The sequence below is a fragment of the Halorubrum sp. JWXQ-INN 858 genome (assembly GCF_009806985.1).
In the GTDB taxonomy this organism is placed as follows: Archaea; Halobacteriota; Halobacteria; order Halobacteriales; family Haloferacaceae; genus Halorubrum.
In genome coordinates this window covers 509,407-535,615 of the sequence record NZ_WUAX01000016.1, presented here as the reverse complement: position 1 = coordinate 535,615, position 26,209 = coordinate 509,407, and the positions used below count along the sequence as shown (strand labels likewise).

At 68.8% G+C, this 26,209-nt stretch carries 27 protein-coding genes and 1 tRNA gene; 18 read left to right on the top strand and 10 right to left on the bottom strand.

Annotation, left to right across the window (positions count from 1 at the left end; genetic code table 11):
- Positions 1 to 3: 3 nt before the first annotated feature.
- Positions 4 to 867 carry a TIGR01548 family HAD-type hydrolase gene (locus GRS48_RS14505; RefSeq protein ID WP_159487786.1) on the top strand — a complete coding sequence of 288 codons (864 nt, stop codon included), beginning with the start codon at positions 4 to 6 and terminating at the stop codon, positions 865 to 867.
- Between the two features lie 177 nt (positions 868 to 1,044).
- The gene (locus GRS48_RS14500; RefSeq protein ID WP_321168476.1) at positions 1,045 to 1,725 is read left to right on the top strand and encodes a DUF309 domain-containing protein; all 681 of its coding nucleotides are present in this window, start codon (positions 1,045 to 1,047) and stop codon (positions 1,723 to 1,725) included.
- Positions 1,726 to 1,802: 77 nt separating this feature from the next.
- On the opposite strand, the gene azf is transcribed toward GRS48_RS14500, so the two are convergent.
- The 3 genes from azf to GRS48_RS14485 form a co-directional block, all read right to left on the bottom strand.
- Positions 1,803 to 2,621, bottom strand: a complete 819-nt coding sequence (gene azf, locus GRS48_RS14495) for an NAD-dependent glucose-6-phosphate dehydrogenase Azf (RefSeq protein ID WP_159487784.1) — start codon at positions 2,619 to 2,621, stop codon at positions 1,803 to 1,805.
- A 96-nt stretch (positions 2,622 to 2,717) separates the two neighbouring features.
- Positions 2,718 to 3,071, bottom strand: coding sequence for a cell division protein SepF (gene sepF / locus GRS48_RS14490; RefSeq protein WP_159487782.1), 354 nt, complete (start codon positions 3,069 to 3,071; stop codon positions 2,718 to 2,720).
- 126 nt (positions 3,072 to 3,197) lie between these two features.
- Entirely contained in the window at positions 3,198 to 3,740 is a 543-nt protein-coding gene (locus GRS48_RS14485; protein ID WP_159487780.1) for a CDP-2,3-bis-(O-geranylgeranyl)-sn-glycerol synthase, read from the bottom strand.
- Between the two features lie 192 nt (positions 3,741 to 3,932).
- Between GRS48_RS14485 and GRS48_RS14480 the strand changes: the two genes are divergently transcribed.
- The 7 genes from GRS48_RS14480 (at position 3,933) to GRS48_RS14450 (ending at position 8,678) form a co-directional block, all read left to right on the top strand.
- On the top strand, positions 3,933 to 4,313 hold the full coding sequence (locus GRS48_RS14480) for a Rid family detoxifying hydrolase (RefSeq protein WP_159487778.1): 381 nt from the start codon (positions 3,933 to 3,935) through the stop codon (positions 4,311 to 4,313).
- Positions 4,314 to 4,595, top strand: a complete 282-nt coding sequence (locus GRS48_RS14475) for a hypothetical protein (protein ID WP_159487776.1) — start codon at positions 4,314 to 4,316, stop codon at positions 4,593 to 4,595.
- A 27-nt stretch (positions 4,596 to 4,622) separates the two neighbouring features.
- Positions 4,623 to 4,704 (top strand) — tRNA-Ser (locus GRS48_RS14470).
- A gap of 113 nt (positions 4,705 to 4,817) precedes the next feature.
- Positions 4,818 to 5,000, top strand: coding sequence for a hypothetical protein (locus tag GRS48_RS14465; protein ID WP_159487997.1), 183 nt, complete (start codon positions 4,818 to 4,820; stop codon positions 4,998 to 5,000).
- Between the two features lie 402 nt (positions 5,001 to 5,402).
- Positions 5,403 to 7,052, top strand: coding sequence for a thermosome subunit beta (gene thsB / locus GRS48_RS14460; RefSeq protein ID WP_159487996.1), 1,650 nt, complete (start codon positions 5,403 to 5,405; stop codon positions 7,050 to 7,052).
- 195 nt (positions 7,053 to 7,247) lie between these two features.
- The gene (locus GRS48_RS14455) at positions 7,248 to 8,249 is read left to right on the top strand and encodes an ornithine cyclodeaminase family protein (RefSeq protein WP_159487774.1); all 1,002 of its coding nucleotides are present in this window, start codon (positions 7,248 to 7,250) and stop codon (positions 8,247 to 8,249) included.
- Between the two features lie 75 nt (positions 8,250 to 8,324).
- On the top strand, positions 8,325 to 8,678 hold the full coding sequence (locus tag GRS48_RS14450) for a hypothetical protein (RefSeq protein ID WP_159487772.1): 354 nt from the start codon (positions 8,325 to 8,327) through the stop codon (positions 8,676 to 8,678).
- A 24-nt stretch (positions 8,679 to 8,702) separates the two neighbouring features.
- Here the strand turns inward: GRS48_RS14450 and GRS48_RS14445 are convergent, their stop codons facing one another.
- Complete coding sequence (locus tag GRS48_RS14445; protein WP_159487770.1) at positions 8,703 to 9,824, bottom strand: aminopeptidase; 1,122 nt, start codon at positions 9,822 to 9,824, stop codon at positions 8,703 to 8,705.
- A 106-nt stretch (positions 9,825 to 9,930) separates the two neighbouring features.
- On the opposite strand from GRS48_RS14445, the gene GRS48_RS14440 reads away from it, so the two are divergent.
- The 6 genes from GRS48_RS14440 (at position 9,931) to GRS48_RS14415 (ending at position 18,069) form a co-directional block, all read left to right on the top strand.
- The gene (locus tag GRS48_RS14440; RefSeq protein ID WP_159487768.1) at positions 9,931 to 11,553 is read left to right on the top strand and encodes a GTPBP1 family GTP-binding protein; all 1,623 of its coding nucleotides are present in this window, start codon (positions 9,931 to 9,933) and stop codon (positions 11,551 to 11,553) included.
- Positions 11,554 to 11,819: 266 nt separating this feature from the next.
- Positions 11,820 to 13,481: an ABC transporter substrate-binding protein gene (locus tag GRS48_RS14435; protein WP_159487766.1), complete on the top strand. Its 1,662-nt coding sequence runs from the start codon at positions 11,820 to 11,822 to the stop codon at positions 13,479 to 13,481.
- A gap of 102 nt (positions 13,482 to 13,583) precedes the next feature.
- On the top strand, positions 13,584 to 14,636 hold the full coding sequence (locus tag GRS48_RS14430; protein ID WP_159487764.1) for an ABC transporter permease: 1,053 nt from the start codon (positions 13,584 to 13,586) through the stop codon (positions 14,634 to 14,636).
- Between the two features lies 1 nt (position 14,637).
- Positions 14,638 to 15,630 (top strand): ABC transporter permease, encoded by a 993-nt coding sequence (locus tag GRS48_RS14425; RefSeq protein ID WP_159487761.1) that lies wholly within the window; start codon positions 14,638 to 14,640, stop codon positions 15,628 to 15,630.
- A gap of 19 nt (positions 15,631 to 15,649) precedes the next feature.
- Entirely contained in the window at positions 15,650 to 16,768 is a 1,119-nt protein-coding gene (locus GRS48_RS14420; protein WP_159487759.1) for an ABC transporter ATP-binding protein, read from the top strand.
- Positions 16,765 to 18,069: an ABC transporter ATP-binding protein gene (locus tag GRS48_RS14415; RefSeq protein WP_159487757.1), complete on the top strand. Its 1,305-nt coding sequence runs from the start codon at positions 16,765 to 16,767 to the stop codon at positions 18,067 to 18,069. Before GRS48_RS14420 ends, GRS48_RS14415 begins: the two co-directional genes overlap by 4 nt.
- 69 nt (positions 18,070 to 18,138) lie before the next feature.
- Here GRS48_RS14415 and GRS48_RS14410 read toward each other — a convergent pair whose 3' ends face one another.
- A complete protein-coding gene (locus GRS48_RS14410; protein WP_159487755.1) occupies positions 18,139 to 18,621 on the bottom strand; it encodes a hypothetical protein in 483 nt (160 codons plus the stop codon).
- A 134-nt stretch (positions 18,622 to 18,755) separates the two neighbouring features.
- Here GRS48_RS14410 and GRS48_RS14405 point away from each other — a divergent pair, with 134 nt between their 5' ends.
- Positions 18,756 to 19,325, top strand: a complete 570-nt coding sequence (locus GRS48_RS14405; RefSeq protein WP_159487753.1) for a magnesium transporter — start codon at positions 18,756 to 18,758, stop codon at positions 19,323 to 19,325.
- A 63-nt stretch (positions 19,326 to 19,388) separates the two neighbouring features.
- A complete protein-coding gene (locus tag GRS48_RS14400; RefSeq protein WP_159487751.1) occupies positions 19,389 to 19,970 on the top strand; it encodes a magnesium transporter in 582 nt (193 codons plus the stop codon).
- Positions 19,971 to 20,080: 110 nt separating this feature from the next.
- On the opposite strand, the gene rimI is transcribed toward GRS48_RS14400, so the two are convergent.
- From rimI to GRS48_RS14385, 3 genes are all read right to left on the bottom strand, one after another.
- Positions 20,081 to 20,578, bottom strand: coding sequence for a ribosomal protein S18-alanine N-acetyltransferase (rimI, locus tag GRS48_RS14395; RefSeq protein WP_321168475.1), 498 nt, complete (start codon positions 20,576 to 20,578; stop codon positions 20,081 to 20,083).
- Positions 20,579 to 20,623: 45 nt separating this feature from the next.
- Positions 20,624 to 21,004, bottom strand: a complete 381-nt coding sequence (locus tag GRS48_RS14390; RefSeq protein ID WP_159487749.1) for a hypothetical protein — start codon at positions 21,002 to 21,004, stop codon at positions 20,624 to 20,626.
- 135 nt (positions 21,005 to 21,139) lie between these two features.
- The gene (locus GRS48_RS14385) at positions 21,140 to 23,125 is read right to left on the bottom strand and encodes an aconitate hydratase (RefSeq protein WP_159487747.1); all 1,986 of its coding nucleotides are present in this window, start codon (positions 23,123 to 23,125) and stop codon (positions 21,140 to 21,142) included.
- Positions 23,126 to 23,454: 329 nt separating this feature from the next.
- Between GRS48_RS14385 and GRS48_RS14380 the strand changes: the two genes are divergently transcribed.
- Positions 23,455 to 23,928, top strand: a complete 474-nt coding sequence (locus GRS48_RS14380; protein ID WP_159487745.1) for a deoxyuridine 5'-triphosphate nucleotidohydrolase — start codon at positions 23,455 to 23,457, stop codon at positions 23,926 to 23,928.
- Positions 23,929 to 24,215: 287 nt separating this feature from the next.
- Here GRS48_RS14380 and GRS48_RS14375 read toward each other — a convergent pair whose 3' ends face one another.
- Positions 24,216 to 25,592, bottom strand: a complete 1,377-nt coding sequence (locus tag GRS48_RS14375) for an LLM class flavin-dependent oxidoreductase (protein ID WP_159487743.1) — start codon at positions 25,590 to 25,592, stop codon at positions 24,216 to 24,218.
- A 147-nt stretch (positions 25,593 to 25,739) separates the two neighbouring features.
- On the bottom strand, positions 25,740 to 26,153 hold the full coding sequence (locus GRS48_RS14370) for an HPP family protein (RefSeq protein WP_159487741.1): 414 nt from the start codon (positions 26,151 to 26,153) through the stop codon (positions 25,740 to 25,742).
- Positions 26,154 to 26,209: the final 56 nt, after the last annotated feature.

The following is a 26,209-nucleotide window of genomic DNA, read 5'->3' as shown; positions in this document are numbered from 1 at the left end:
TATATGCAGGTCGACGCAGTCGTCCTCGACATCGACGGCGTGTTGGTAGACGTCGCGGACTCCTATCGCCGGGCGATCCTCGAATCGATCGAACGCGTCTGTGGCAAGACGATCGACCGCGACGCGGTCCAGTCGTTCAAGGACGCCGGCGGGTTCAACAACGACTGGGAGCTGACGTACGCCGCCGCGCTGTACGTGTTGGCGCGCCGCGAGGGGCTCCGCATGGAGGTCGACGCGTTCACCGACGCCGTCGCCGACCACGGGGGCGGGCTGGACGCGGCCAAGCGCGTCGTCGCCGACCTCCCGAGCGTCTCGCAAGCGCGCGTCCGCGACCAGTGGGACACCGAACGGCTTCGCGACGTGTTCCAGGCGCTGTACCTCGGTGCTGACCTGTACCGCGACCTCGAGGGCGGCGAGCCGCCGTTCGAGACGGCGGGATACATCCACGACGAGCCGGTGCTGGTCGAGCCGGCGACGATCGACGACCTGACGGACCGCTTCGACGTCGGCGTCCTGACCGGGCGGCCCGCGGCCGAGGCCGAGATCGCGCTCGACCGGGTCGGGCTCGACGTCGCCGCCGACCACCGGTTCACCATGGACGACTGGGAGGAGGGGAAACCCCACCCACGGGCGCTCGTGACGCTCGCGGAGCGGTTCGACGCCGAGCGGGTCGCGTTCGCGGGCGACACCCTCGACGACGTGCGCACCGCCCGCAACGCCGACGCGGACGACGAGTCGCGCGTCTACTACGGGATCGGCGTCCTCACCGGAGGGCTGACCGGCGAGTCGGGCCGTCGGGCCTTCGCGGCGGTCCCGGCCGACGCAATCGTCGACGACGTGAACGAGCTCGTCGACCTCCTGGAGTAGCGGCCACGTCCCCGCCCGCCGAACCGCTTTTTCGTCCGCACGACCACGACACCCCATGAGCGCACGGATCACCACGAACCGCCGGAACGGGGCGGTACCGGCGGCTCCGACCGACCGCCGAGCCGGCCCGCGGGCACGGGTACGGACACGGACACGGGCACGTCCACGGAGGACGTCGTGACCGCCGACGGGACGGGCGGTTCCACCGGAAGCGAAGGGGTTCCCCCGGACGTCGACGCGGCACTCCGCGCCGGCGTCGCGCTGTTCAACGAGGGCCACTGGCTCGCGGCTCACGAGCCGTGGGAGGCGGCGTGGCTCCCGCTCGACGGGGGCGCGGACGAGCGGCTCCTTCACGGGTTGATCCAGTTCGCGGCCGCGACACACCACGCTCGATCGGGGAATTACGCCGGCGCGGTCGGCTGCGGAGTCGGGGCGGCCGGCTACCTCGACGACCTCGGCCCGACGCGGCGGGGGCTCGCGCTCGCCCCGATCCGACGGTGGTGTCGGCGGCTGGCGGCGGACCCCGAACGGATCGAGCGGGCCCGGCCGCCGACCCTCCGGATCGATGGCGTCGCCGTCGGCTTCGACGACCTCGACTTCGAGGCGACGCTCGCGCTCGCGCCGGCGCTCGCGGCGACCGTCGGGGTCGACGCTGCGAGGGATCCCGACGGCGACGGCCTCTTCGAGGCGGCCGCGCGGCTCGCACGGGAGGAGCGTGGAACCGGGCGAACGCGGTTCGCGGAGCTGCTGTTCGCGTTCGTCAGGACGCCCGATGCGCGCCCGCAGATCGCCGCGCGGCTCGCGGACCACGTCGAGCGCGAACGGCGGAAGCGGCGCGACGTCGACGACCTCTTCTGATCGCGGGCGGGCTCGTGGCGAGGGAGCCGTGCGCGAACGGCGGACCGGCCGCGGGGAGGGAGCCGAGCGCCGCCGACCTATACGGGTCGGTCGTCGGGCAGCGCGGCGTCGGTTCCGGGCTTCGGCTCGCCCTCGAAGGTGTAGTCCGCGGAGTTGTCGCGCGGGTCGTACCCCAACACGTCGCGGGCGCGGTCGATGGAGTAGTACTTCCGGTCGTTGTCGGAGATGCCGTACACGACCTCGAAGCCGTAGTCGGCGCGGAGACTCCGGTCGAAGAGGTGCGCACAGTCGCGGTGTGAGAGCCACATCGCCTGGCCGCGCTCGTACTCGCGCGGCGGGTGGCCCTCCGTGAGGTTCCCGATGCGGACGCAGACGACGCTCATGTCGAACTCGTCGTGATAGAAGCGGCCGAGGAACTCGCCGGTCGCCTTCGAGACGCCGTAGAGGTTGCCCGGGCGGGGGAGTTCGGTGCCGTCGAGCCGGTAGTCGTCCCCCGTGCGGTACAGCTGGGGGACGCGCTCGTCGGTCTCGTAGCCGCCGACGGCGTGGTTCGAGGAGGCGAACGCGAACTTCCGGACGCCGGCCTCGGCGGCCGCCCGCATCACGACTTGGGTCCCGTCGATGTTGTTCCGGAGGACCGAGTCCCACGGCGCGGTCTTCCGCGGGTCGCCCGCGAGGTGGATCACGGCCCCGACGCCGCGGACCGCCTCGCGGACGGCGTCGGCGTCCGTGATGTCCGCGACGTGGCGGTCCGCGTCGGTGACGCCGTCGGGGACCTTCGCCGCCGGCAGCGGCTCGCGGTCGAGGAGTCGCCACTCGTAGTCGTCGCCGATGCCGCGGAGGATGGCCTGACCCACCCGTCCACCAGCGCCCGTGAGCAGGACCGGCTCGTCCATTCGTCCGACAGTGGGCGCGAGACGGGCATATATCGCACGGTTCACCCCCGAGGCGTGGAGCGGCGGCTCGAGAGGGTCGAGGGGTGCTGGTACGCCCTACGAGAGCTTCTCGCGGGAGATCCGTACGCCCGTCGGGGCCAACACGATCTGGTCGTCGCCCTTCTGGACGATGTCGCCGTCGACCTCGCGGGCGACCTGGCGGAGCTCGTCGATGATGTGTTCGACGGTCCGGTCGGACGTCGAGTGGCGGGTGATGTCCGCGATGACGAAGTCGCCGTCGTAGACGGCGTCCTTGATCGGGATGACGTCGCTCTGGTCGCCGATCTCGGCGATGTGTACCCGCATTCCCGTTTCGGCGCTCGCCTCGGCGAAGTCGTCCATGTCGAGCTCGACGTAGTCGTCGACCGACCGGTTTCCGCCCCCGCCGAGGATCTTGCTCATGATGCCCATACACCGATCAGCCGCGAGTGAACATTAGTTCTTACGTCAGACGCCGCCGCTCGACCGTCGGCCGCGGCGTTCGGTCGACGCCGTCCTTCCCGTTCGGTCGGCGTCGTCTTCTGAGGGGTTCGTTTCCTACCAGGGTTCGTTCTTGAGCCCCAGCTTGTAGGCGACGACGTTCGTCGTCACGTGGAGCACGGGCGTCATCACGAGGATCACGGCGAGGACCGGGAGGGTGAACACGCCGAGGGCCCAGCCGGGGGCGACGATGAACGCCGAAAGCAGCGCGCCGACGACGAAGTCCAGCTGGTCGAGCCCGGGGAAGGCCGCGCCGCGCTCGCGGCCCGACCGCCGCTTGACGAACGACGCGCCGATGTCGCCGAGCATGGCCCCGAACGCGAGCGCGAGCGCCGCGTGAAGCTCGAAAGCGGGGAGCTCCACGCCGAGCGCGCCGCTTATCGGCTCGTTGAGCGCGTTGAGCCCGAGCGCGATGGCCAACCCGGCCGCGGTGCCGACGGCGGTGCCGCGCCACGTCTTCCCGTCGCCGAGGACCCGGCTGCCGTTCCACTTCCTGCCGCCGTCGATCGGGCGACCGCCGCCCGCGAGCACCGCGAAGTTGTTGGGGACGTACGCTGGCAGCATCGCCCAGAACGCCGTCGCAACGAGCGAACCGATCATACGTCGGCGAGGGCCGTGAGGGTTTAATAAGGGAGGGATCCGGGACGAGGGAGACCCAGGGCGAAGGGGATCCGGGACGAGGAGGACCCGGGACGAAGGCCACCCGGGACGAAGGCCACCCGGGACGAAGGACGGTGCGTGGGCGTGGCCGTCTCGCGCACACTTAAGTGTCCCCGCGGACCAGGTCGTCGCATGAAAGAGATCGTTCACACGGACGCCGCTCCCGAAGCGGTCGGCGCGTACAGCCAGGCGACGACGAACGGCGACCTCGTGTTCACCGCCGGGCAGATCCCGCTGACCACCGAGGGTGAGCTCCGCGACGACGCGCCGATCGCCGAGCAGACTGCGCTGGCGCTCGATAACCTCGTGGCCGTCCTCGCGGAGGCCGGCGCGGAGCCCGAGGACGTGCTCAAGACGACCGTCTTCCTCGCCGACATCGACGATTTCGCGGAGATGAACGAGACGTACGCGGGCTACTTCGACGAGTCGCCGCCGGCGCGGTCGGCCGTGCAGGCCGGCGCGCTTCCGAAAGGTGTCGGCGTCGAGATCGAGGCGGTCGCCAGCCTGGAGTAGATGCCGACCGGGGCCGACGGTTCGGGTGGGTCCGAGGACGCCGAGGGCGACGCCCCCCTGCCGGGCGCTCCGGCGACGCCCCGGAACCGAGCGAAGTCGGCGGTTCTGTGGGGGCTCGTCGGCGGGTTCTCCTTCCTCGTGCTCGCGCAGGGGTACCTCCTGCTCGACGGTGATCTCCCCTTCGCGTACGCGTGGCTGTTCGTCGTCGCCGCCGGCGTCGCGGTCGGGTCGGCCGGCGTGACGTACGGGGTCGAACACCGGGTGGCGAAGAGAAGGACTTAACAGTCCCAGCGGATTACGTTCGATCGAGCCAGGATGGCCGAGTGGTAAGGCGCACGCCTGGAAAGCGTGTTCCCTTCCGGGATCGGGGGTTCAAATCCCTCTCCTGGCGTTCTCGAAACGATCAGACGCCTAGCGGTGCGCCGGTCGCGCCGTCAGGGTCCCGAACCGATCGACGAGGCGACACAAGATTCATGTGTATGGGTGGTGTTGTCATGGGTGACGATGCCAGACACGAAATCGGGCCGCGAGCGGAAAGGCAGGAACAAGCGCCGGCAGCTCGAAAGCCGCCTCAACGAACGAGAGCTGGAAGCCGCCGACGAACCGCCGGAGCCGACGCTCGACGCGGAGGATTCGGAGTATCTCCCCGAGCCCGACGAACTCGACGAGTGGCTCGATACCGAGTAGTCGTCTCACAGTCTCGTGACCGGACGGTTGCGAGGCCGGCTTTTTCCGCCATTCCCGCCGTCTCCGCCGTTCTGCCGTTCCGCTATTCTGCCGTCCCCTCTGTCCCCTCTGTCCCCTCCGTCCCGACTGATCCTGCCGATCCACGGACATGAGCGACGTCCCTTTCGGTGTCGGAAATCATACATACACTTCGGCACTGGAAACCGTATATAAACTCGGCCGTCAGCGACGTGGACCCATCCCAAGATCCGTGTTAACTCTCCTCGTGACTGTTCGGAGTAGGAGGCTTCGGTCCAACGGTTTTCCCGATCCTCTCCGACCGCCGGCGGCGCCGCCGCTTCCGACCGCCAGCAAAAGTTTTATATAGAATCACAATCAATCAGGCAGTGTATGAGTCAGCGAATGCAGCAGGGGCAGCCGATGATCATTATGGGCGAGGACGCCCAGCGTGTCCAGGATAAGGACGCACAGGAGTACAACATCTCGGCGGCACGAGCCGTCGCGGAGGCCGTCCGCTCGACGCTCGGGCCGAAGGGGATGGACAAGATGCTCGTCGATTCGATGGGCGACGTCACCATCACGAACGACGGCGTCACCATCCTGCAGGAGATGGACATCGACAACCCGACGGCCGAGATGATCGTCGAGGTCGCCCAGACCCAGGAGGACGAGGCGGGCGACGGCACGACGAGCGCCGTCGCCATCGCCGGCGAGCTGCTCAAGAACGCCGAGGACCTCCTCGAACAGGACATCCACCCGACGGCGGTCATCAAGGGCTTCCACCTCGCGAGCGAGTACGCCCGCGAGCAGGTCGACGACATCGCCCACGAGGTCGACGCCGACGACACGGAGACGCTCATGAACGTCGCCGAGACGTCGATGACGGGCAAGGGCGCGGAGCTCGAAAAGGAGGTCCTCGCGGACCTCATCGTCCGCGCGATCCAGGGCGTCACCGTCGAGGCCGACGACGGCTCGCACGTCGTCGACCTCCAGAACCTCAACATCGAGACCCGCACCGGCCGCTCGGCCGGCGAGTCCGAGCTCCTCTCGGGCGCGGTGATCGACAAGGACCCCGTCCACGACGACATGCCGACGGACTTCGAGGAGGCGAACGTCCTCCTGCTCAACGACCCGATCGAGGTCGAGGAGGCCGACGTCGACACCGCGGTCAGCATCGAGTCGCCCGACCAGCTCCAGCAGTTCCTCGACAGCGAGGAACAGCAGCTCCGCGGGAAGGTCGACGCGATCGTCGACTCCGGCGCGGACGTCGTCTTCTGTCAGAAGGGGATCGACGACCTCGCACAGCACTACCTCGCGAAGGAGGGGATCCTCGCGGTCCGCCGCACGAAGAAGTCCGACATCAAGTTCCTCAAGAACGTGCTCGGCGCGAACATCGTCACCGACCTCGACTCGCTGACCGCGGACGACCTCGCGGTCGGCTCGGTCCGGCGTGACGAGGCCGAGGGGCTGTTCTACGTCGAAGGCGAGGACGCTCACGGCGTCACGCTGCTGCTGTACGGCTCCACCGACCACGTGGTCGACGAGCTCGAGCGCGGCGTCAACGACGCGATCGACGTCGTCGCCACGACCGTCTCCGACGGGCGCACGCTCCCTGGCGGCGGCGCGATCGAGGTCGAACTCGCCCGCCGACTCCGCGACTACGCGGACTCCGTCTCCGGCCGCGAGCAGCTCGCCGTCGAGGCGTTCGCCGACGCGCTCGAACTGATCCCGCGCGTGCTCGCCGAGAACGCCGGGCTCGACTCGATCGACCTGCTCGTCGACCTCCGCGCGGCCCACGAGGGCGGCGAGGAGAACGCCGGGCTCAACGTGTTCTCCGGCGAGGTCGAGGACACCTTCGAGGCGGGCGTCGTCGAGACCGCCCACGCGAAAGAGCAGGCGATCGCCTCCGCGACCGAGGCCGCGAACCTCGTCTTAAAGATCGACGACATCATCGCCGCGGGCGACCTGTCCACCTCGGGCGACGGCGACGAGGGCGGCGCGCCCGGCGGCGGGATGGGCGGCATGGGCGGCGGGATGGGCGGCATGATGTAACCCCGGCCGGACGCACTCGCTCCCCACGACACCGACCGGCCGTCGATCGGCCGGCAGCCGACCGCTGACCGACGAATCGCCAACGAACGCGCGTTTTTTCGGATCCGTTCCGACGAGAACGGGGACCGCATGGAGGTCGCTCCGGGAGCGACGCGTCTCACATGAATTAAATACCTGAACGGCAAGTCTGGCCACATGCAGACGCTGCTTCTCAACAGCGACGACGTCGACGAGAACGCACAGATGGACCGCGTCATCGACGCGGTCGAGGGCGCGTTCGCGGCCTACGAGCGCGGCGACGCACAGATGCCGCCGAAGTCGTACATCGACCTCCCCGAGTACAACGGCGACTTCCGGTCGATGCCCGCGTACATGGACACGGGCGACTGGGACGCGGCCGGGATCAAGTGGGTGAACGTCCACACCGACAACCCGGAGGCGTTCGACCTCCCGACCGTGATGGGGACGATGGTCTACTCGGACCCCCAGACGGCGTTCCCGCTCGCGATCATGGACGGCACGGAGCTGACGATGAAACGGACCGGCGCGGCCGCCGCCGTCGCCACCGACCACCTCGCGGTCGCGGACGCCTCGTCGCTCGGGATCGTGGGCGCCGGCGTCCAGTCGTACACCCAGCTCGAGGCGATCGCGGAGGTGCGCGACATCGAGGAGGTCGTCGTCAGCGACCTCGACGAGGAGCGCGTCGCCCGGTTCATCGACGCGTTCGCCGACCGGTTCGAGGTCCGTGCCGGCTCCATCTCGGAGGCCGGCCACTGTGACGTCCTCTCGACGGTGACGCCCGTCGAGACGCCGATCGTCGGCCCGGACGACGTCGGCGAGCACACGCACGTCAACGCGATGGGCGCGGACGCGGAGGGGAAACACGAGCTCGCCGACGAGCTGCTGCTCGACGCGACGATCGTCATCGACGACCACGAGCAGTGTACCCACTCCGGCGAGATCAACGTCCCCTACGCCGCCGGGACGCTCACGGACGACGACGTCTACGGCGAGATCGGCGAGATCGTCGTCGGGAACCGCGCGGGCCGCGCCGGCGACGGCGGCGTGACCGGAGTCAGCGTCTTCGACTCGACCGGCCTCGCGATCCAGGACGTCGCGACCGCCCACGTCGTGTACGAGTACGCCGACGACAACGACAACGGCTACCCGTTCGACCTGCTCGGGCTCGCCGAGTGAGCCACCCAGCGCGCCACCCAGCGAGCCGCCGTCGCCGACCGACCGCTTGAAAAGGGTCCCGGGCCATTCGCCCGCATGGAACCCGTCCACTACGTCGCCGCGGGGGTCGCGCTGTCGGTCGTCCTCCTCCTCGTCGTTCGCCGGCTCCGCGGACCGTCGACGGACGCCCGGGAGTCGAAACGCGCCCACGACGCCGCCAGAGCGCGCGACCCGCCCGTCGAGATCGGCGGCACCTACGAGTTCGGGGTCACCGAACTCACCGACCACCACTCCGGCGAGGAGGTCGCCGTCGGGAAGGTCGAGGGGTTCGTCGTCTTCACCGAGGGGATCCCCGGCTCCGTCGGCGAGGGCGACGTGATCCGCGCGAAGGTGCTGTCGTTCAACCAGGGACACACCTCCGCGGACGCGACGTTCGTCGAACGACTGTAACTCCGCGAGCAGGGAGTCCCTCGATCAGCCCTCGAAGCCGTCCTCCCATCGGAACGTCCCGTCCCGCTGGACGACCTCGCCGTCGACCGCGATGAACGAGTCCTCGCTCACGTCGGCGATCACGTCGACGTGGACCGCGCTCTGGTTGCCCGTCTCCCCCTCCGGGAGGCAGGCGTCGTAGGCGCGCCCGACAGCCATATGGACGGTGTCGCCCATCTTCTCGTCGAACAGGATCGAGTCGGTAAAGCGGTCGATGCCGCGGTTCATCCCGACGCCCAGCTCGCCGAGCCGCCGCGCGCCGGGGTCGGTGTCGAGGATCGACGCCAGCGCGTCCTCGCCGCTCCCGGCCGAGAAGTCGACGACTTCGCCGTCCTCGAACACGAGGTGAACGTCCCGCACGCGCGTCGCGTCGATCGTCATCGGCACGTCGAAGAACGCCTCGCCCTCGGTGTCGTACGGCGCGGTGAACACCTCGCCGGAGGGGAGGTTGTGCGAGTCGTACGCGACCGACGCGGCGGAGTTGACGGCGGTTCGTCCCGCGATCGACATCGTCACGTCGGTGTCGGGCGCGTCGTCGCGTTCGGTGACGACCCGCACCTCGTCGCCCGCGTCGAAGATCGCCTTCAGCTCGGCCATCTCCTCGGCGAGCGCCGCCCAGTCGCGCAACACCGCGTCGTACACGAACTCCTGGTACTCCTCGTACGCCATCCCCGCCCCCTGTGCGAGCGAGCGGGTCGGGTGGACCGTCGACACCCAATCGGTGTCCATCCGGGCCTCCCGGACGCCGGCGTTCGCGGTCGCGTACGCCCGACGGGTCGCGCCCTCGACGTCCGCGGTCGCGGTCGTGTTCCGGCCCCCGCCGATCCGGAGGTAGACGTCCGCCGCCTCGAAGAGCGCGCGGTCGACGGCGGGCTCCTCGAACCCCTCGGCGTCGCCGGCCTCGTGACCCTTTAAGTACGCGCGTTCGACCTCGTCGGACCCGTACAGGGTCGTCACGGTCGCCCCACGCTCGCCGAGCACCGCGGCGACGGCGACCCCGAGCTCGTGCGCGTCCTCGGCGACGCTGACGACGACGTCGTCGCCCGCCTCGACCCGCGCGCTCCAGTCGACCAGCACCGCCGCGTGTTCGCGTACGCGTTCGTCCATGCCGTCCCCTCTCGGCGAGCCTTAAAAAGGCCGCCGTCGCTTCGGGTATGGCATGAGTTATCTTCCCACGAAAACCGTTAAAGCCGGCTATCGCCTACGCCCGGCCATGAGCGCTGACCGGTCCGTCCTCCGACGGACCATCGAGCGTGGGGAGCGCGACGGTGGCGCGATCGAGTTCAAGGAGCGGCTGACTCGCGAAGTCCACCTGGTCGACGGGCGGATGGAGTCGCTCGTGGCGCAGCTCCGTCACCGAGTCCTCTCGGGCGACGGGGAGGCGACCTACGTCCTCGGCGTCACCGATGCCGGCGGGCTCGCCGGGATCTCGCCGGACGCCTTCTCCGAGACGATGGACGTGCTCTCGCTGCTCGCCGAGGAGGCCGACGCCCACATCGCCGACGTCGAGACGTGGAGCGCGGGCTCCGCCGGCAACGGCGACGTCGAAGGGCTCGTCGGGCTCGCGACCCTGCGCGAGGGCGGGATGTTCGAGGCCGACGACGACCACCTCGTCGTCGGGACGGCCGGCCACGTCGACCACGGGAAGTCGACGCTCGTGGGCACCCTCGTCACCGGCCGCGCCGACGACGGACAGGGCGGGACGCGGGGGTTCCTCGACGTCCAGCCCCACGAGGTCGAGCGGGGGCTCTCCGCGGACCTCTCGTACGCGGTGTACGGCTTCGCGGACGACGCCGACGAGCCGGTCCGCATGGACAACCCACACCGCAAGACGGACCGGGCGGGGGTCGTCGAGCGGGCCGATCGGCTCGTCTCCTTCGTCGACACCGTGGGCCACGAGCCGTGGCTTCGGACCACGATTCGCGGACTGGTCGGCCAGAAGCTCGACTACGGCCTGCTCGTCGTCGCCGCCGACGACGGGCCGACGCGGACGACGCGTGAGCACCTCGGGATCCTGTTGGCGACGGAGCTCCCGACGATCGTCGCGATCACGAAGGCGGACGCCGTGAGCGAGGAGCGGCTCGCCGCGGTCGAACGCGAGGTGGAGTCGACGCTGCGGAACGCCGGACAGACCCCCTTGCTCGTCGACCGCCACGGGGTCGACGTCGCGGTCGCGGAGGTCGGCGACGGCGTCGTCCCCCTGTTGCGGACGAGCGCGGTGACCGGCGACGGGATCGACGACCTCGACCGGCTGTTCGAGACGCTGCCGAAGCGCGCGACGCCGGAGCGGGAGGCGTTCCGGATGTACATCGACCGGAGCTACAAGGTGACGGGCGTTGGCGCGGTCGCCTCCGGAACGGTGAACTCCGGCACCGTCGAGGCGGGCGACGAACTCCTGCTCGGCCCGTTCGCGGACGGCTCCTTCCGCGAGGTTGAGGTGCGGTCGATCGAGATGCACTACCACCGCGTCGACAAGGCGACGGCGGGACGGATCGTCGGGATCGCCCTCAAGGGCGTCGACGAGAGGGAGATCGAACGCGGGATGGCGCTGCTCCCGCGCGACGCGGCGCCCGAGCCGGTCCGCGAGTTCGAGGCGGAGGTGATGGTGCTCAATCACCCGACCCGGATCCGGGAGGGATACGAGCCGGTGGTCCACCTGGAGACGCTCTCGGAGGCGGCGGTGTTCGCCCCCGCCGAGGGCCGGCTCCTCCCCGGCGACACCGGCCGGACGCGCGTCCGGTTCAAGTTCCGGCCGTACCTGGTCGAGCCCGGGCAGCGGTTCGTCTTCCGGGAGGGCGCGAGCAAGGGCGTCGGGACGGTCGTCGCCGTCGGTTGATCCTGACCCACCGAATGCGGCTCCGATCGCCGTTCGGCCGAGCGCGCCGTTCAACGTCTCGTGAACTTTCAAACGGAGTGTTCGTTTCCTCACGGCTTCGCGACTGATCGATTATGAGCGTATATGTTCCGGCAAAAACGAAGGGATCCATCGAAACGTTCCGATATACGCGATAATCCCGTTGATTTTTAAAAACATCTTAAACATTCACGATCGTTTCACTTCATTGAGCAAGGTTTATACGTTGATGCTCGAAATTCGTGGGTATGCCGCGTAACAACGACAGTCGGTCCGGTATCACCCGTCGGCAGGCGATCGCTGGTGGCGCGTCGGTTTCCGCAGCCCTCCTTCTGGCAGGCTGTGCTGACGACCCCGACCTCGCCGACGACGACGGAACGGGCGGGAGCGGTGGAAACGGCGGGAACGGTGGCTCGGACGACGGCGGCGTCGTCGACCAGCTCAACGTGACCCAGCAGGTGGCGCCCGTCGAGTGGGACCCCATCGTGCTGAACGACGCGTACTCCGAACAGATCATCCACACGGTATACGACGGTCTCTACGAGTACGACGTGCAGACGCTCGACCCGCAGCCGAAGATCGCGGCCGCCGAACCCGAGATCGAGCGCGACGGCACGCGCTTTATCGTTCCCCTCCGCGAGGAGCCGGAGTTCCACGACGGCACCCCCGTCACGGCCGAGGACGTCGTCCACACGTTCATGGCCCCGATCGAGGAGCAGACGGACAACATGCCCGACGTCGCGATGATCGAATCGGCCGAGGCGCTCGACGACCACACCGTCCAGTTCGACCTCGAGTTCCCGTACGGGGCGTTCACGGAGATGACGCTCGCACGCAACGTCGTTCACGCGGAGGCTCGACAGGAGGACCCCGAGGCGTACAACACGGAGAACCCCATCGGCTCCGGCCCCTACCAGTTCGACGACGCGGTCATCGGCGAGTTCGCCGACGTCACGCTGTGGGAGGACTACTGGGACGAGCCCAGCCAGATCCCCTCGATCCGCTGGGAGCCCGCCGAGGACGACGCGGGCCGCGTCTCCCGCATGCTCGCGCGTGAGACGGACGTGATGGAGGGCATCCCGCCGGCCGACTGGGAGGACATCGACGCCGAAGACGGGATCACCATCGAGGACACGCCCGACACCGGCGTCTTCTACCTCGCGTTCAACTGCAACGAGGGGCCGACGGCGGACCCCGACGTCCGGCGCGCGATCGCCCACTGTCACTCCACGGGCGCGTACGTCGACGACGTCATCGGCGAGGCGGGCCAGAACATCAACTACCCCGTCGCGCCGACGATCGGCGAGGAGTGGGACTTCCCGCTCGACGAGTGGAACGACATGGAGTACGAGTTCGACCCCGACTACGCACGGGAGCTGCTCGACGGCTCCGACGCGATCGAGGAGGGCGAGGAGATCCACTTCATCTCGCCCCCGGACGACCTCCGACAGCAGTGGTGTGAGCTCGTCGCCGACCGCCTGAACGAGATCGGCTACGGCGGTACCGTCGAGCGGCTCGACTGGGACACGTTCCTCAGCACGTACGACACCGGCGACGCCGACGACTACAACGTGTACTCGCTCGGGTGGACCGGCGGGGCGGACCCCGACATGTACCTTTACCAGCTGTTCCACCGCGACAACGAGGGCGTCACCCAGGGCCACTACTACGACAACGACGAGTTCCACGACAAGATCGCGGAGGCCCGCCAGACGGTCGACTTCGACACCCGCCGTCAGCTCTACATCGAGGCGACCGAGGAGATCCTCGAGGAGTGCGTCTGGGTCCCCGGCTGGAACACGCTGAGCGCGATCGCGGTCGACACCGACCGCGTCGACGGCGTCCTCCCCGACACCTCCACGTCCACGACCCCGCGTCTGGACGTGTCGGACGCCCGCCTGCACGACTGATCGGCGCTTTCCGGGGACTTTTCCCCACCGAAACGCGCGCTAATGGATTAGTTTATCAGGATCGAGCAGATATTTCCGCTAACCGTTGACACGCATTAGACAATGGGACTACTTCGATACACACTGAACCGCGTGTTGCAGTCGATCCCCGTGATGTTCGGGATCGCTGTCATCACGTTCCTGCTCGTCAACTCGATGCCGGGGAACCCGGTCGACATCATGTTGGCCGAGCAGGAAGCGAGCCCCGAGCTGATCGCCGCCATCGAGGCACGGTACGGGCTCGATGAACCGCTCCACATCCAGTTCCTGAACTACATCGGACTGTCGTGGATCCTCGGCGCGGTCGGGATCCCCGGCTTCGTCGGGAGCCCGCCCGGGATCCTCCAGGGCGACCTCGGCTTCAGCATGTACTACGAGCGCCCGGTCGCCGACCTCATGTTGACTCGCCTCCCGCCGACGCTGCTGTTGATGATCTCCGCGTTCGCGTTCGCGATCGCGACCGCCGTCCCGCTGGGGGTGCTGGCGGCCAAGCGTCGGAACCAGCCCGCGGACCACGTCTCCCGGGTCGTGGCGCTGATCGGGGTCTCGACGCCCTCGTTCTGGATCGGCATCATGTTGATCATCCTGTTCTCGGTCCAACTGGGGTGGTTGCCGTCCGGCAGGCTGGTGTATCCGTGGCGTGACCCGTCACACTACGGGTTGACCTCACAGTGGGAGCTGTACTACCAGACCGTCCGCCACCTGATACTGCCGATGGTGGCGCTCGGGACGCTCCAGATGGCGACGATCATGCGGGTCGAGCGGAGCTCGATGATCGAGTCGCTCCAGAAGGAGTACGTCCAGCTGGCGCGCGCCTACGGCGTCTCGGAGCGGAAGATCATGCGGAAACACGCGTTCCGCCCGTCCCAGCTCCCCGTCGTCACGCTGATCGGTCTCAACCTGACGAGCGCGATCGGCGGCGCGGTGTTGATCGAGATGGTGTTCTCGATCAACGGGATGGGGCGGCTCCTGATCCAGGCGATCCAGACGCACGACTACCAGCTCACGATCGGGACGACCGTCGTTATCGGGTTCGTCTTCGTTATCGGCGTGATCATCACGGACATCTCGTACGCGTACATCGACCCCCGCGTCTCGTACGGGGAGGAGAACTAAGATGGCTATCGGCGAACAACAGACACAGGAGGACTCGGACGGCGGTGGCGACGGCGTCGAGGCGAACGTCGGCTGGCGGTACACCCTCGACAAGATCAAGTCGGACGCGACTGCCAGGTTCGGGCTGTACGTGATCGCGGCGGTCGCGACCGTCGCGATCGTGACGACGATCGACGCGAACCTCTCGCGGCTGACGCTCGGCCGGGTCGAGGACTTCGCGCTCGCGGAATCGGTGTGGTACCACCCGGAGCGTCACCCCGACCCCGGGACGACCGAGCGTCGGATGCCGCCCTTCTTCGTGGAGGGCGGCTCGCTCGAACACCCGTTGGGGACCGACCGGAACGGCCGCGACTACATCTCGCGGCTGGTGTACGGCACCCGCATCTCCTTTTTCGTCGGCATCGTGGCGACGGCGCTGGGGATGCTCGGCGGCGTGCTCATCGGCGCGGTGTCGGGCTACTACGGCGGCTGGATCGACGACGTGCTGATGCGCGCCGTCGAGACGCTGTACGCCATCCCGCCGCTCGTCCTCGTCATCGTGTTCACGGTGTTCGTGAGCGGGGGCGATCCCGACATCACCTACGCCGTCTTCGGCGTGGGGATCGCGTTCATCCCGGTGTTCGCCCGGCTGATACGCAGTCGGGTGCTCAGCGTCAGGGAGATGGATTACGTCGAGGCCGCCCGCGCGACGGGCGTGAAGGACCGGGACATCCTCCGACGACACGTGATCCCGAACAGCTTCGCGCCGGTGCTCGTGCTGGCGACGCTACAGATCGGCGTCACGATCCTCATCGTCGCCGGCCTCTCGTTCCTGGGGTACGGCGCGCAGCCGCCGACGCCCGACTGGGGCGAGATGCTGCGGATCTCCCATCAGTACATGCACTCGAACCCGTGGATGAGCATCTGGCCGGGGCTCGCCATCCTGATCACCATCATGGGGTTCAACCTGTTCGGCGACGGGCTCCAGGACGCGCTGGACCCGCGGATCAAGTGATCTCACAAGTCATCTAACCATGTCAGAGACAATACTCGAAGTAACGGACCTGAAGACACAGTTCTACACCGAACGCGGCGTCGTCCGCGCGGTCGACGGCGTCTCCTTCGACGTCAAGCAGGGGGAGATCGTCGGGCTCGTCGGCGAGTCCGGGGCCGGCAAGAGCGTGACGACCTCCAGCGTGATGCGGCTCATCGAGGAGCCGGGCGAGGTCGTCGGCGGCGAGGTCGACTACATGGGACGGACGATCGTCGGCTTCGACGACACCGGCGAGGAGCTCGTCCCCCGCGACGACATGCTCTCGGAGTCGGAGATGCGCGAGGACGTTCGGGGCAACGAGATCGCGATCATCTTCCAGGACCCGATGGAGAGCCTCAACCCCGTCTACACGGTCGGCGGGCAGGTCAAGGAGTTCATCGAGATCAACCGCGACATCGACGGGAAGGAGGCGAAGGCGGAGGCGATCGAGATGCTCCGTCGGGTCGGGATCCCCGAGGCGGCCGAGCGGTACGACGACTACCCACACGAGTTCTCCGGCGGGATGCGTCAGCGGGTGCTCATCGCGATGGCGCTCGGCTGCCGACCGAACCTGATCATCGCGGACGAGCCGACGACCGCGCTCGACGTCACCGTCGAGGGGCAGATCCTCGAGCTCGTCGACGATCTCCAGGAGGAGTTCGGGACGAGCTTCATCTGGGTCACCCACGACATGGGCGTCGTCGCCGAGATCTGCGACCGCGTCAACGTGATGTACCTCGGCCAGATCGTCGAGCAGGGGCCGGTCGACGAGATCTTCCACGACACCCAACACCCGTACACGGAGGCGCTGTTGAACTCGATCCCCCGACCGGACCGGACCGTCGGCGACCTCGAGCCGATCGAGGGGACGATGCCCGGCGCGATGAACCCGCCGAGCGGGTGTCGGTTCCACCCGCGCTGTCCCGACGCACGGGAGCCGTGTCGCGAGGTGGCCCCGGAGTTCCGCGTCGCGGCGGAGACGGCCGACGGCTCGCCACACCGTGCGGCCTGCCTCAAACACGAGGACGTCGGCTACTGGGACGCCGGTCCGCTCGACTCGGGCGCGTCCGAGACGACGCCGGCGGGAGCCGACGCCGCCGCGGAGGAGGGGGAACGATGAGCGTCCTCGACGGGCTCGACGACGTCGGGATGGGCGAGACGATCCTCGAGGTCGACGGCCTCAGCAAACACTTCCAGTCGGACACCGGCATTCTCGCCGGCCTGTTCGGCTCCGAGGACGTGGAGGCGGTCGACGACGTCAGCTTCGACGTCGCGAAGGGCGAGACGATCGCGCTCGTCGGCGAGTCCGGCTGCGGGAAGAGCACGCTCGCCCGCACGATCCTCCAGCTCATCGAGCCCACCGGGGGTCGCGTCGCCTTCAAGGGGATCGACCTGACCGAACACAGCCAGCGGGAGATCCGGCCGCTCAGGCGGGACATGCAGATGATCTTCCAGGACCCGCAGTCCTCGCTCAACCCGCGGATGAAGGTCGGGCAGATCATCGAGGAGCCGATGCAGGCGCACGACATGTACACCAAAGCGGAGCGCCGCGAGCGGGCGAAGGACCTCCTCGAACGCGTCGAGCTCGAACGGGAGTACTACAACCGCTACCCCCACGAGTTCTCCGGCGGCCAGCGCCAGCGGATCAACCTCGCGCGGGCGATGTCGACCGACCCCGACCTCATCGTCTGTGACGAGCCGGTGTCCGCGCTCGACGTGAGCGTGCAGGCGCAGGTGCTCAACACGATGCGTGACCTCCAGGAGGAGTACGGGCTCACCTACCTCGTGATCTCACACGACCTCTCGGTCGTCCGCTACATCGCGGACCGGGTCGCGGTGATGTACCTCGGCCACATCGCCGAGCTGGCGGAAAAAGAGGAGCTGTACGAGAACCCGAAACACCCGTACACGCGGGCGCTCCTCGACGCCATCCCGATCCCGGACCCGCGCTCGCGGGACGCGCGCGGCACCCTCGAAGGCGACGTTCCGAGCCCGATCAACCCGCCGAGCGGCTGCCGGTTCCGGACCCGGTGTCCGTCGCTCATCGCCCCGGACGAGTACGACCTCGCCGACGGCGAGTGGGACCGACTGCTGGCGTTCACCCGCGCGGTCCAGCGGCGTACGTTCGTCCCCGGCTACCCCGACGAGAGCGAGGGGCTCCCGGTCGGCACGGTCGAAAACAGGGTCGACGAGGAGTACTTCCCCGACGGCCGCCCGGACGGGGCGGCGGGAACGCTCGTCGAGGAGGTGTGTCGGTCGATCGCCGACCGGGAGTGGGACGACGCACAGGCGCTCGTCACCGAGCGCGTCGAGGAACGGAGCGTCTGCGCCACGGACCGCCCACAGTACGCGCTTCCCGCGGACGTCGGCGACGGCTCACACTTCGTGGGCTGTCACCTCCACCGCGAGGACGCGACCTGAACGCGCCGTCGTCGGAGTCAGCGGCACCGGGTCATCGCCGGAGTCAGCGGCACCGGGTCGTCGTCGGAATCAACGGATCCGTATCGTCGTCGACGCGGTCTTTCGCGGGTCGGTCCCGAGGAAGGCGCTTATCTCGTGGTCCCCCCGGGACAGCGGCTCGTACGTCGTTCGCTGGCCGGACCGCTTTACCCGACCGTTCCAGACGTGTTCGTACTCGCGGCTCTCGCCCGCCCGTAGCTCGAGCGTTCGCCCTCCCGTCGGCTCGTAGGTCCGCTCGTCGGTCGCCTCCGGGAGGCCGTCGACGGCCCAGCCCCAGACGCGCGCCTCGGCGATCGGGACCTCGATCGGCAACGGGAGGCGGTTCTCGACGGTCACGCGGATCGTGACCGGCTCCCCCGGTCCGTAGACGGCCCGGTCGGTGTCGACGTCGACGGTCGCGACGGCCCGGGCGACGGCGGCGGGGATGAGCTTGTCGAGCCCCCGGGAGAACACCGACGGGTCGTACTCCTCCCCGAGCGGGTCGGCTCCGCGGCGGCCTCGCGACGGGTCCATTCGATCCGAGGGAGTCGCTTGCGGCGGTTGAGTGTTCCGGCTCGTCGGGCCGGTTGGCGACCGTAGCGTGGTTCTCGGAGGGATCGATCCGCGGAGAGAGACAGATTTAACAGCCGTTTGGGACACACGGGGGTATGGGGTTCCGGGGGACCTTTCGCTCGATCTACCGCGAGGCGCTGCCGGTGCTTTTGATCGCCCTCCTCGGGGGACTCTTCGCCGGCCTCGTGTTGGAGGAGCTCATCGAGAGCGTCGAGCGCTTCCCCGGGCTGTTGGTAATGGTGCCGGTGTTCCTCGCGACGCGCGGCAACGTGTACGGCGCGCTCGGTGGACGGATCTCCAGCGGGCTCCACCAGGGATTGCTCCCCCCGAGGTTCGAGCGGAACGAGCGGCTCGTCAACGCCGTGATCGCGTCGTTCGTCAACGGGATCGGGATCTCCGTCGTCATCGGCGTGCTCTCGTGGATCGCCTTACGGGTGCTCGGGCGCGAGGTGGCCCCCGTCTACGAGCTCGTCGCGATCATGCTGATCGCGGGGGTTTTCACCTCGTTCGTGCTGATCTTCGGGCTCCTGCTGCTGATCTTCGCCGGCTACCAGCGCGGGTACGACCCGGACAACCTCGTGGGCCCCATCGTCACCACGCTCGGCGACGTCTTCGGGATGGTGTTCCTGTTCATGGCCGTCTTCGTCGTCGGGGTGGTGTTCTGATGTCGGCGTCCTTCGACGGGGTGGTGTTCTGATGTCGGCGTCCTTCGACGAGGTGATCGCGTAATGGTCGTCCCGCCCGGCGGATCGCTCGGCACGTGGGACGCGAAGGCGATCGTTTCGAACATGTTCCCGCTGCTCGTCGTTCTCTGTGCCATCGTCCTCTGGGCGGGGATCACGCTCGAGGACGCCGAGGAGCTGTTGGCACGGTACGGGCTGCTCGCGGTGATGGTGCCGACGATGGTCGACATGGGCGGCAACCTCGGCGCGATCCTCAGCTCCCGGCTCACCACCCGTCTTCACCTCGGCACGAGCGACGTCGACGTCCACGACCGCGTCCTGTGGGCGAACGTCGCGGCGGTGTTCGCGCTGGCTGGCACGGTGTTTACCGCCCTGGCGGTCGGCGCGTGGGCCATCGGGCAGGTCGTCGGCTCGCCGCTCGGGCTGTCGACGCTGCTCACGATCTCGTTGATCAGCGGCCTGTCGGTCGCGGTCATCGCCGTCGTGTTCAGCTTCCTGGCGACGTACGGCTCCTACCGGCTCGGGGTCGACCCCGACGACACCACCATCCCCATCGTCACGAACGTCGTCGACGTGTTCGGGATGGTGATCTTCATCGGCGTCTCCGCGTGGGTGCTCGGGTTCTGACTCGCGCCGCCCGATCGACCGCTTCGTTCCGACTTGCGCCGCCCGATCGACCGCTTCGTTCCGACTTGCGCCGCTCAGCCGGCCCCTCCATCGCCCCCTCGTCGTCCCCTTCACTGCCCCTCCTCACCGGTCGCCGCCCCGCCCACGGCCCACCCGTCGAGGTCGACGACGAGCACGAGCGCGTCCTCGCCGTCGCGGTAGTAGCGCGGCACCCGGCGGACGGGCTCGAACCCCTCGTCCGCGTACAACGCGCGGGCGACGGCGTTCCCCTCACGGACCTCCAGCTTGACGACGGCGGCGCCCTGTACGCGGAGCGCGTTCAGGGTCGCCCGCAGGAGCCGCCGGCCGATCCCCCGCCCGCGGGCGTCGGGGCGGACCGCGAGGTCCTTCAGGTGGCCGATGTCGCGGCCGAAGTTCGGCGTCACGTCGGCGACCGCGTACCCGAGCACGTCGTTTCCCCGCGCCGCGACGAGGAACCCCGACTCGCCGAGGAATCGCTCGAAGGCGGCGTACGGCCACGGGTCGGAGAAACACGCCTTCTCGATGGAGAGCACGGCCAGCAGGTCGGCGCGCTCGGCCGGCCGAACGACGGTCTCGGCGGGGGTCACGGCGACGCTTCGGGTTCGGGGCCGATAAGCCCGACGACGCCGCGGTCACGGGACGCCGAGGACGAGACGGAGGACCGACAGCGCCACCACGAGGGCGACGCCGACGACGGTCCCCAGCCAGAGGCCGACGCCGACCGCGGAGCCGTCGGCCGCGAACGCCGCGAGCCGGTCGCCGACGCCGTCGGGTTCGTCGTCGTACCCGAGCGTCGCCGCCGCACAGTAGCCACACAGCGCGCGGACCGCTCGCGGTCGCTCGTGGGTCTCCCGACAGAAGGGGAGCCCGCCGCAGGTGTACGTCTCGGTGCCGACGGCGACGGTGACGGCGTCGTCGGGGACGACCTCCGTCCCGCAGTTCACACAGGTGACGACCGTGTACTCGACGTCGCCGTGAGGGGTGTGTGCCGATCGGGTGTGAGACTGTGACATCCGCTCGCCAGACCGTCGGGTCGCGGAGCGCAAAAGCCTGCCGCCGCCGAGCGCGGCCGCTGGCCGGGTGAAAAAGCGAAAACGGGGGCCGAAGCCGTCCCGCGCGGGACGGCTCCGGTCGGCGGTCGCGCGCGTTCAGTCGTCCGCGGGCGCGGCGCCGGAGTCGTCGTGCTGCGCCTTGACCCACGAGAGCTTCCCGCCGGCGGCGAGGATCTCGCGTTCGCGCTCGGAGGCGTCGAGGTCGGCGGTGAACTCCCACTCGCCGTCGTTGACGCTCGCCGTGAACTCCTCCTGACCCGAGCTGGCGCCCGCCGCCACGTCGTCGACGATCTGGACGTCGTCGCCCTGGTTGAGTCGCTCGTACGTCTCCGCGTCGATCGCGAGCGGGACGATGCCGAAGTTGAACAGGTTCGCCTTGTGGATGCGGGCGAAGCTCTGTGCGAAGACCGCCTCGATACCGAGGAACATCGGGCAGAGGGCGGCGTGTTCACGCGAGGAGCCCTGGCCGTAGTTCTCGCCGGCCACGAGGACGCCGCCGTCGGCGTCGAGCGAACGCTGCGCGAACGTGTCGTCGACGCGAGAGAGCGTGAACTCCGAGAGCTTCTCGATGTTCGAGCGGAACTTCAGGATGTCCGCCGTCGCGGGGATGATGTGGTCGGTGGTGATGTTGTCCTCCATCTTGAGGAGCGCCTCACCGCCGATCTCGGCCGCGAGACCGTCCTTCAGCGGGACGTCGCCGATGTTCGGGCCCTTGATGAGGTCGTCGTCGATCGCCTCGTCGGGGCTGATGATGTCGGCGTCGTTCCGGCCCATGCCGGGCGAGTAGGTCGACCCCATCTCGAGGCCGGGGGCCTCCATGTCGCCGAGCTCGTCGGCGAGGTCGCGCGGGTCGACGATCTCGCCGGCGATGGCCGCCGCCGTGGCGACCTCGGGCGAGCAGAGGTAGACGGAGTCGTCCTCGATGCCGGAGCGACCCTCGAAGTTGCGGTTGAACGTCCGCAGGGAGACGGAGTCGGAGGCGGGAACGTGACCGATGCCGATACAGGCACCACACGTCGCCTCGGAGAAGTTGACGCCGGCCGCCATCATCTCGGCGGTCCAGCCCTCACGCGAGAGCATCTCGGACGCCTGCTTGGAGCCGGGCGCGACGATCATCTCGGTGTGTTTCGCGACCTCGCGACCCTCCAGCATCTTCGCGCCGGGGAGGATGTCCTCGTACGCGCCGTTCGTACAGGAGCCGACGATGACCTGCTCGACCTCGGTGCCGGCGACCTCGCTGACGGGCACGACCTTGTCGGGCATCGACGGGCACGCGATGAGCGGCTCGAGGTCGGAGAGGTCGACCTCGATCGTCTCGGCGTACGCCGCGTCCTCGTCGGGCGTGAGATCGACGAACTCCTCCTCGCGGTCCTGGAGCGCGAGCCACTCCTTCGTCTTCTCGTCCGTCCCGAAGATGGACGAGGTCGCACCGAGCTCCGTCCCGAGGTTCGTGATCGTGGTGCGCTCGGGGATCGACAGCGACTCCGCGCCGGGGCCGGTGTACTCGAAGATCTTGCCGACGCCGCCCTTGACGGTCAGCTCGCCGAGCAGGTGGAGCGCGACGTCCTTCGCGGTCGCCCACTCGGGCAGCTCGCCCTCGAGGTGGACGTTGACGACCTCGGGCATCTCGACGTAGTACGCGCCGCCGCCCATCGCGACGGAGATGTCGAGCCCGCCCGCGCCGATCGCGAGCTGGCCGAGCCCGCCGGGGGTCGGCGTGTGCGAGTCGGAGCCGAGCAGGGTCTTGCCGGGCGCGGCGAAGTTCTCCTTGTGGACCTGGTGGCAGATACCGTTGCCGGGCCGGGAGAAGTACGCGCCGTACGTTCCCGCCGCCGAGCGGAGGAAACGGTGGTCGTCGGTGTTCTTGAAGTCGAACTGGTACGTCTGGTGGTCACAGTACTGTGCGGCGAGCTCCGTCTGGACCTCGTCGATGTCCAGCGCCTCGAACTGGAGCCACACCATCGTCCCGGTCGTGTCCTGCGTGAGCACCTGGTCGATCTCGATACCGATCTCCTCTCCGGGCGTCAGCTCGCCCTCGACGAGATGGTCGTCGAGGATCTTCTCCGCTATCGTCTGTCCCATATCACGCGGAGATGGCCGCGCCTCGGATATAAATCCCGCGAGTTTTCCGCCAGATCGACCGTGTGGGATCGGCCGAAACCGGCAATGCTCGTGCGAACGCGGGTGCGTTGACACGCCCCGCGGGACGCCGGATCGATCGGCATCGTTTAAGGAACTTAAAGGATCGTCGCCGTCCCGACGACACCGATGCTCCAGTCGGCGCCGGCGTCGAACGTGGCGCCGCCGCCGAACGCAGCGCCGGCGCTACGGCCGTCGCCCCGGCCGACACCGACGGCACAGCCAACCGCGACGACGACACGGTTTTGCCCGGGCGGCCGGATCGCCACGACATGTACGAATCCGGGACGTTCGTGGCGGCCGCGCTGGAGGCGGCCGGGGCGGACCTCGACGACGCACAGCGCCAGCCGAACGGGGTCGACCTCACCGTCGACGCGGCCTTCGAGCCGGTCGAACCGGGCCGGATCGGTCGCGACGCCAAGCGGGTCGGGAAGCGGCGGGAGCTGTCGCCGGCGGACGGGACCTACCGGCTCGACCCCGGTTCCTACGTGGTTCGGTACGGCGAGCCGGTCCGGATCCCCGAGGGGCACGTGGGCTTCGTCTACCCGCGGTCGACGCTGCTCCGGAACGCCGCCATGCTCAACACGGCGGTGTGGGACGCCGGCTACGAGGGCGTCGGCGAGGGGCTCCTCCGGGTGGGCCACCCGATCGAGATCGAGCCCGGCGCCAGGATCGCACAGCTGGTGCTCGCGCGCGCCGATCACGACGGGACGTACGACGGCGACTATCAGGGCGAGGGGGTCTGACCGTCGTCGCCGGCCGCTTAAAAGGGTGAACGCGCCGCTCGGCGGTCGGTTCCGAAAGGACGAACGACGGCCCGTGCCGGGAAAAAGTGGCACGGGCGTGTCGTTCGATAGGTCCCCGCTGACGCTTCGGCCCTCCAGACGAAGCGTCATCGGATACGATCGCCGGGACGTACTTAAGGGTGCCGGGGCCGGCAGGCCTCTCATTCCCTCTCCGCTCCTCCGTGACGTGAAGCCGCCCGGCATGCCTCCGTGACGTGAAGCCGTCCAGTACGGCGTTCCCTCCCTTATCAGTCGGTTCGTTTACCCTTTCCCGGATGGTCGTCGCGGAGGCGGCGCTGCCCCTCCCCGAGGAGGCGCTCACGGAGCGTGTCGCCGCGAGGGTCGGCGTCGGCGGCACGGACGAGCCCGCGCTCGCGGAGCTCCGGCACGACGAGGTCGACGAAGTCCGACAGCGAGTCCGGGCGGACGACCTCCTTCACGTTGAAGCCGTGGACGCCGACCTCCTCGTGCCAGTACTGGATCTCGTCGGCGACCTGTTCGGGCGTCCCGACGAGCGTCGGCGACGTCGTTCCGAGCCCGCAGAACTCCGCGACCTCGCGCACGGTCCACTCGCGGTCGGGCTGGGACCTCGTGAACGCGTTCATCGTCCCTTGGATCGCCTCCGTCTCGATGTGTTCGACCTTCCGGTCGGGGTCGAGCGCGGACAGGTCCATGTCGAGGAACCCCGACAGCAGCGCGAGCGTCGCCTCGACGTCGACGTGGTCCTTGTAGCTCTCGTGTTTCGCCTCGGCGATCGCCTCCGTCTCGCCGACGACGGGGACGACGCCGATGAAAAAGCGGAGGCTCTCGGGGTCTCGCCCGTGGTCGGCCGCGCGCGACCGGACGTCCGCCATGTACTCGCGAACGCCGGCCTCGGTCGGCTGACTGGCGAAGACCGCTTCCGCGTTGGCGGCGGCGAACTCCCGACCGCGGTCCGAGGAGCCGGCCTGATACAGGACGGGCGTGCGCTGCGGGGACGGCTCGCAGCCGTGCGGTCCCGGCACCGAGAAGTGCTCGCCCTCGTGGTCGATCGCGTGCACCTTCGACGGGTCCGTGTACCGTCCCGTCTCGCGGTCGCGGACGACCGCGTCGTCCGCCCACGACTCCTCCCACAGCGCGTAACAGACGTCGAGGAACTCGTCGGCGCGGTCGTACCGCGTCCCCTTGTCCATCCGCTCGTCGAGCCCGAGGTTCGCCGCGGCGGACTCGAGGTAGGAGGTGACGACGTTGAGCGCGATCCGCCCGTCCGTGAGGTGGTCGAGCGTCGAGAACTCGCGGGCGAGCTGGTAGGGGTGGGTGTACGTGGTCGAGCGCGTGACCGCGAAGCCGAGGTCGTCGGTGACCTCGGCCATCGCGGGGACGACGAGCTGCGGGTCGTTGGCGGGCGTCTGTACCGCCTTCTCGATGGCGACGTCCCGATCGCCACCGTACACGTCGTAGATCCCACGCACGTCCGCGAAGAAGACGGCGTCGAACCCGCCCCGCTCGGCGGTCCGTGCGACCTCGGTCCAGTACTCCCGGTCCGTGTAGTCGGCCGACCGGTCGCCCGGGTACGTCCACGAGCCCGGCGAGACGTGCTCGGCGGCGTTCATCGTGAACAGGTTGAGACGTAGGTGATCGGACATGGCTACGGCTACGGCGTCCGGCCGTAATACCCTCCAGATAGTGGCGTCTCTTGTGGCTACCGCGCCGGGACCGCCCGATCGCGTCCCCGACGGCGGCAAGCGTTGCGTCGCGGCCGATCGCCGAGCGTTACGGACGGGCGGGTCGGCTCACGCCGACGTGTGCGTCCCGGCGGTCGAGACGTACGCGGCGAGGTCGGACGTCGTGATGATCCCGATCGCGGCCCCCTCGTCGTCGACGACGGGGACGTGATGGAAGCCGCGATCGACCATCGTCGCGGCGACGTCCGCGACCGTGTCCTGGGCGTCGGCCGTCACCACCTCCGTGCTCATGTAGCGTTCCACCGTCGTCTGGGCCTTCGGCTGGCTCTTCGCGACGATGTCGACGAAGTCGGTCGTCGTGAGGATCCCCTCGAGCCGGTCGTCGTCGTCGACGACGAGCACGGAGCTGATGTCGTTGTCGAGCAGCACGGCGGCGGCGTCCTCCACCAGCGTGTCCCGCCCCACCGTGTGCAGGTCCGTCGTCATCAACCGGGCGACGAAGATGTCTTCGATGTCGTCCATGCGGATCCATCCCGCGCTCGCCGTATAAGGATTCTCATGGTGGATACTGACAAGCG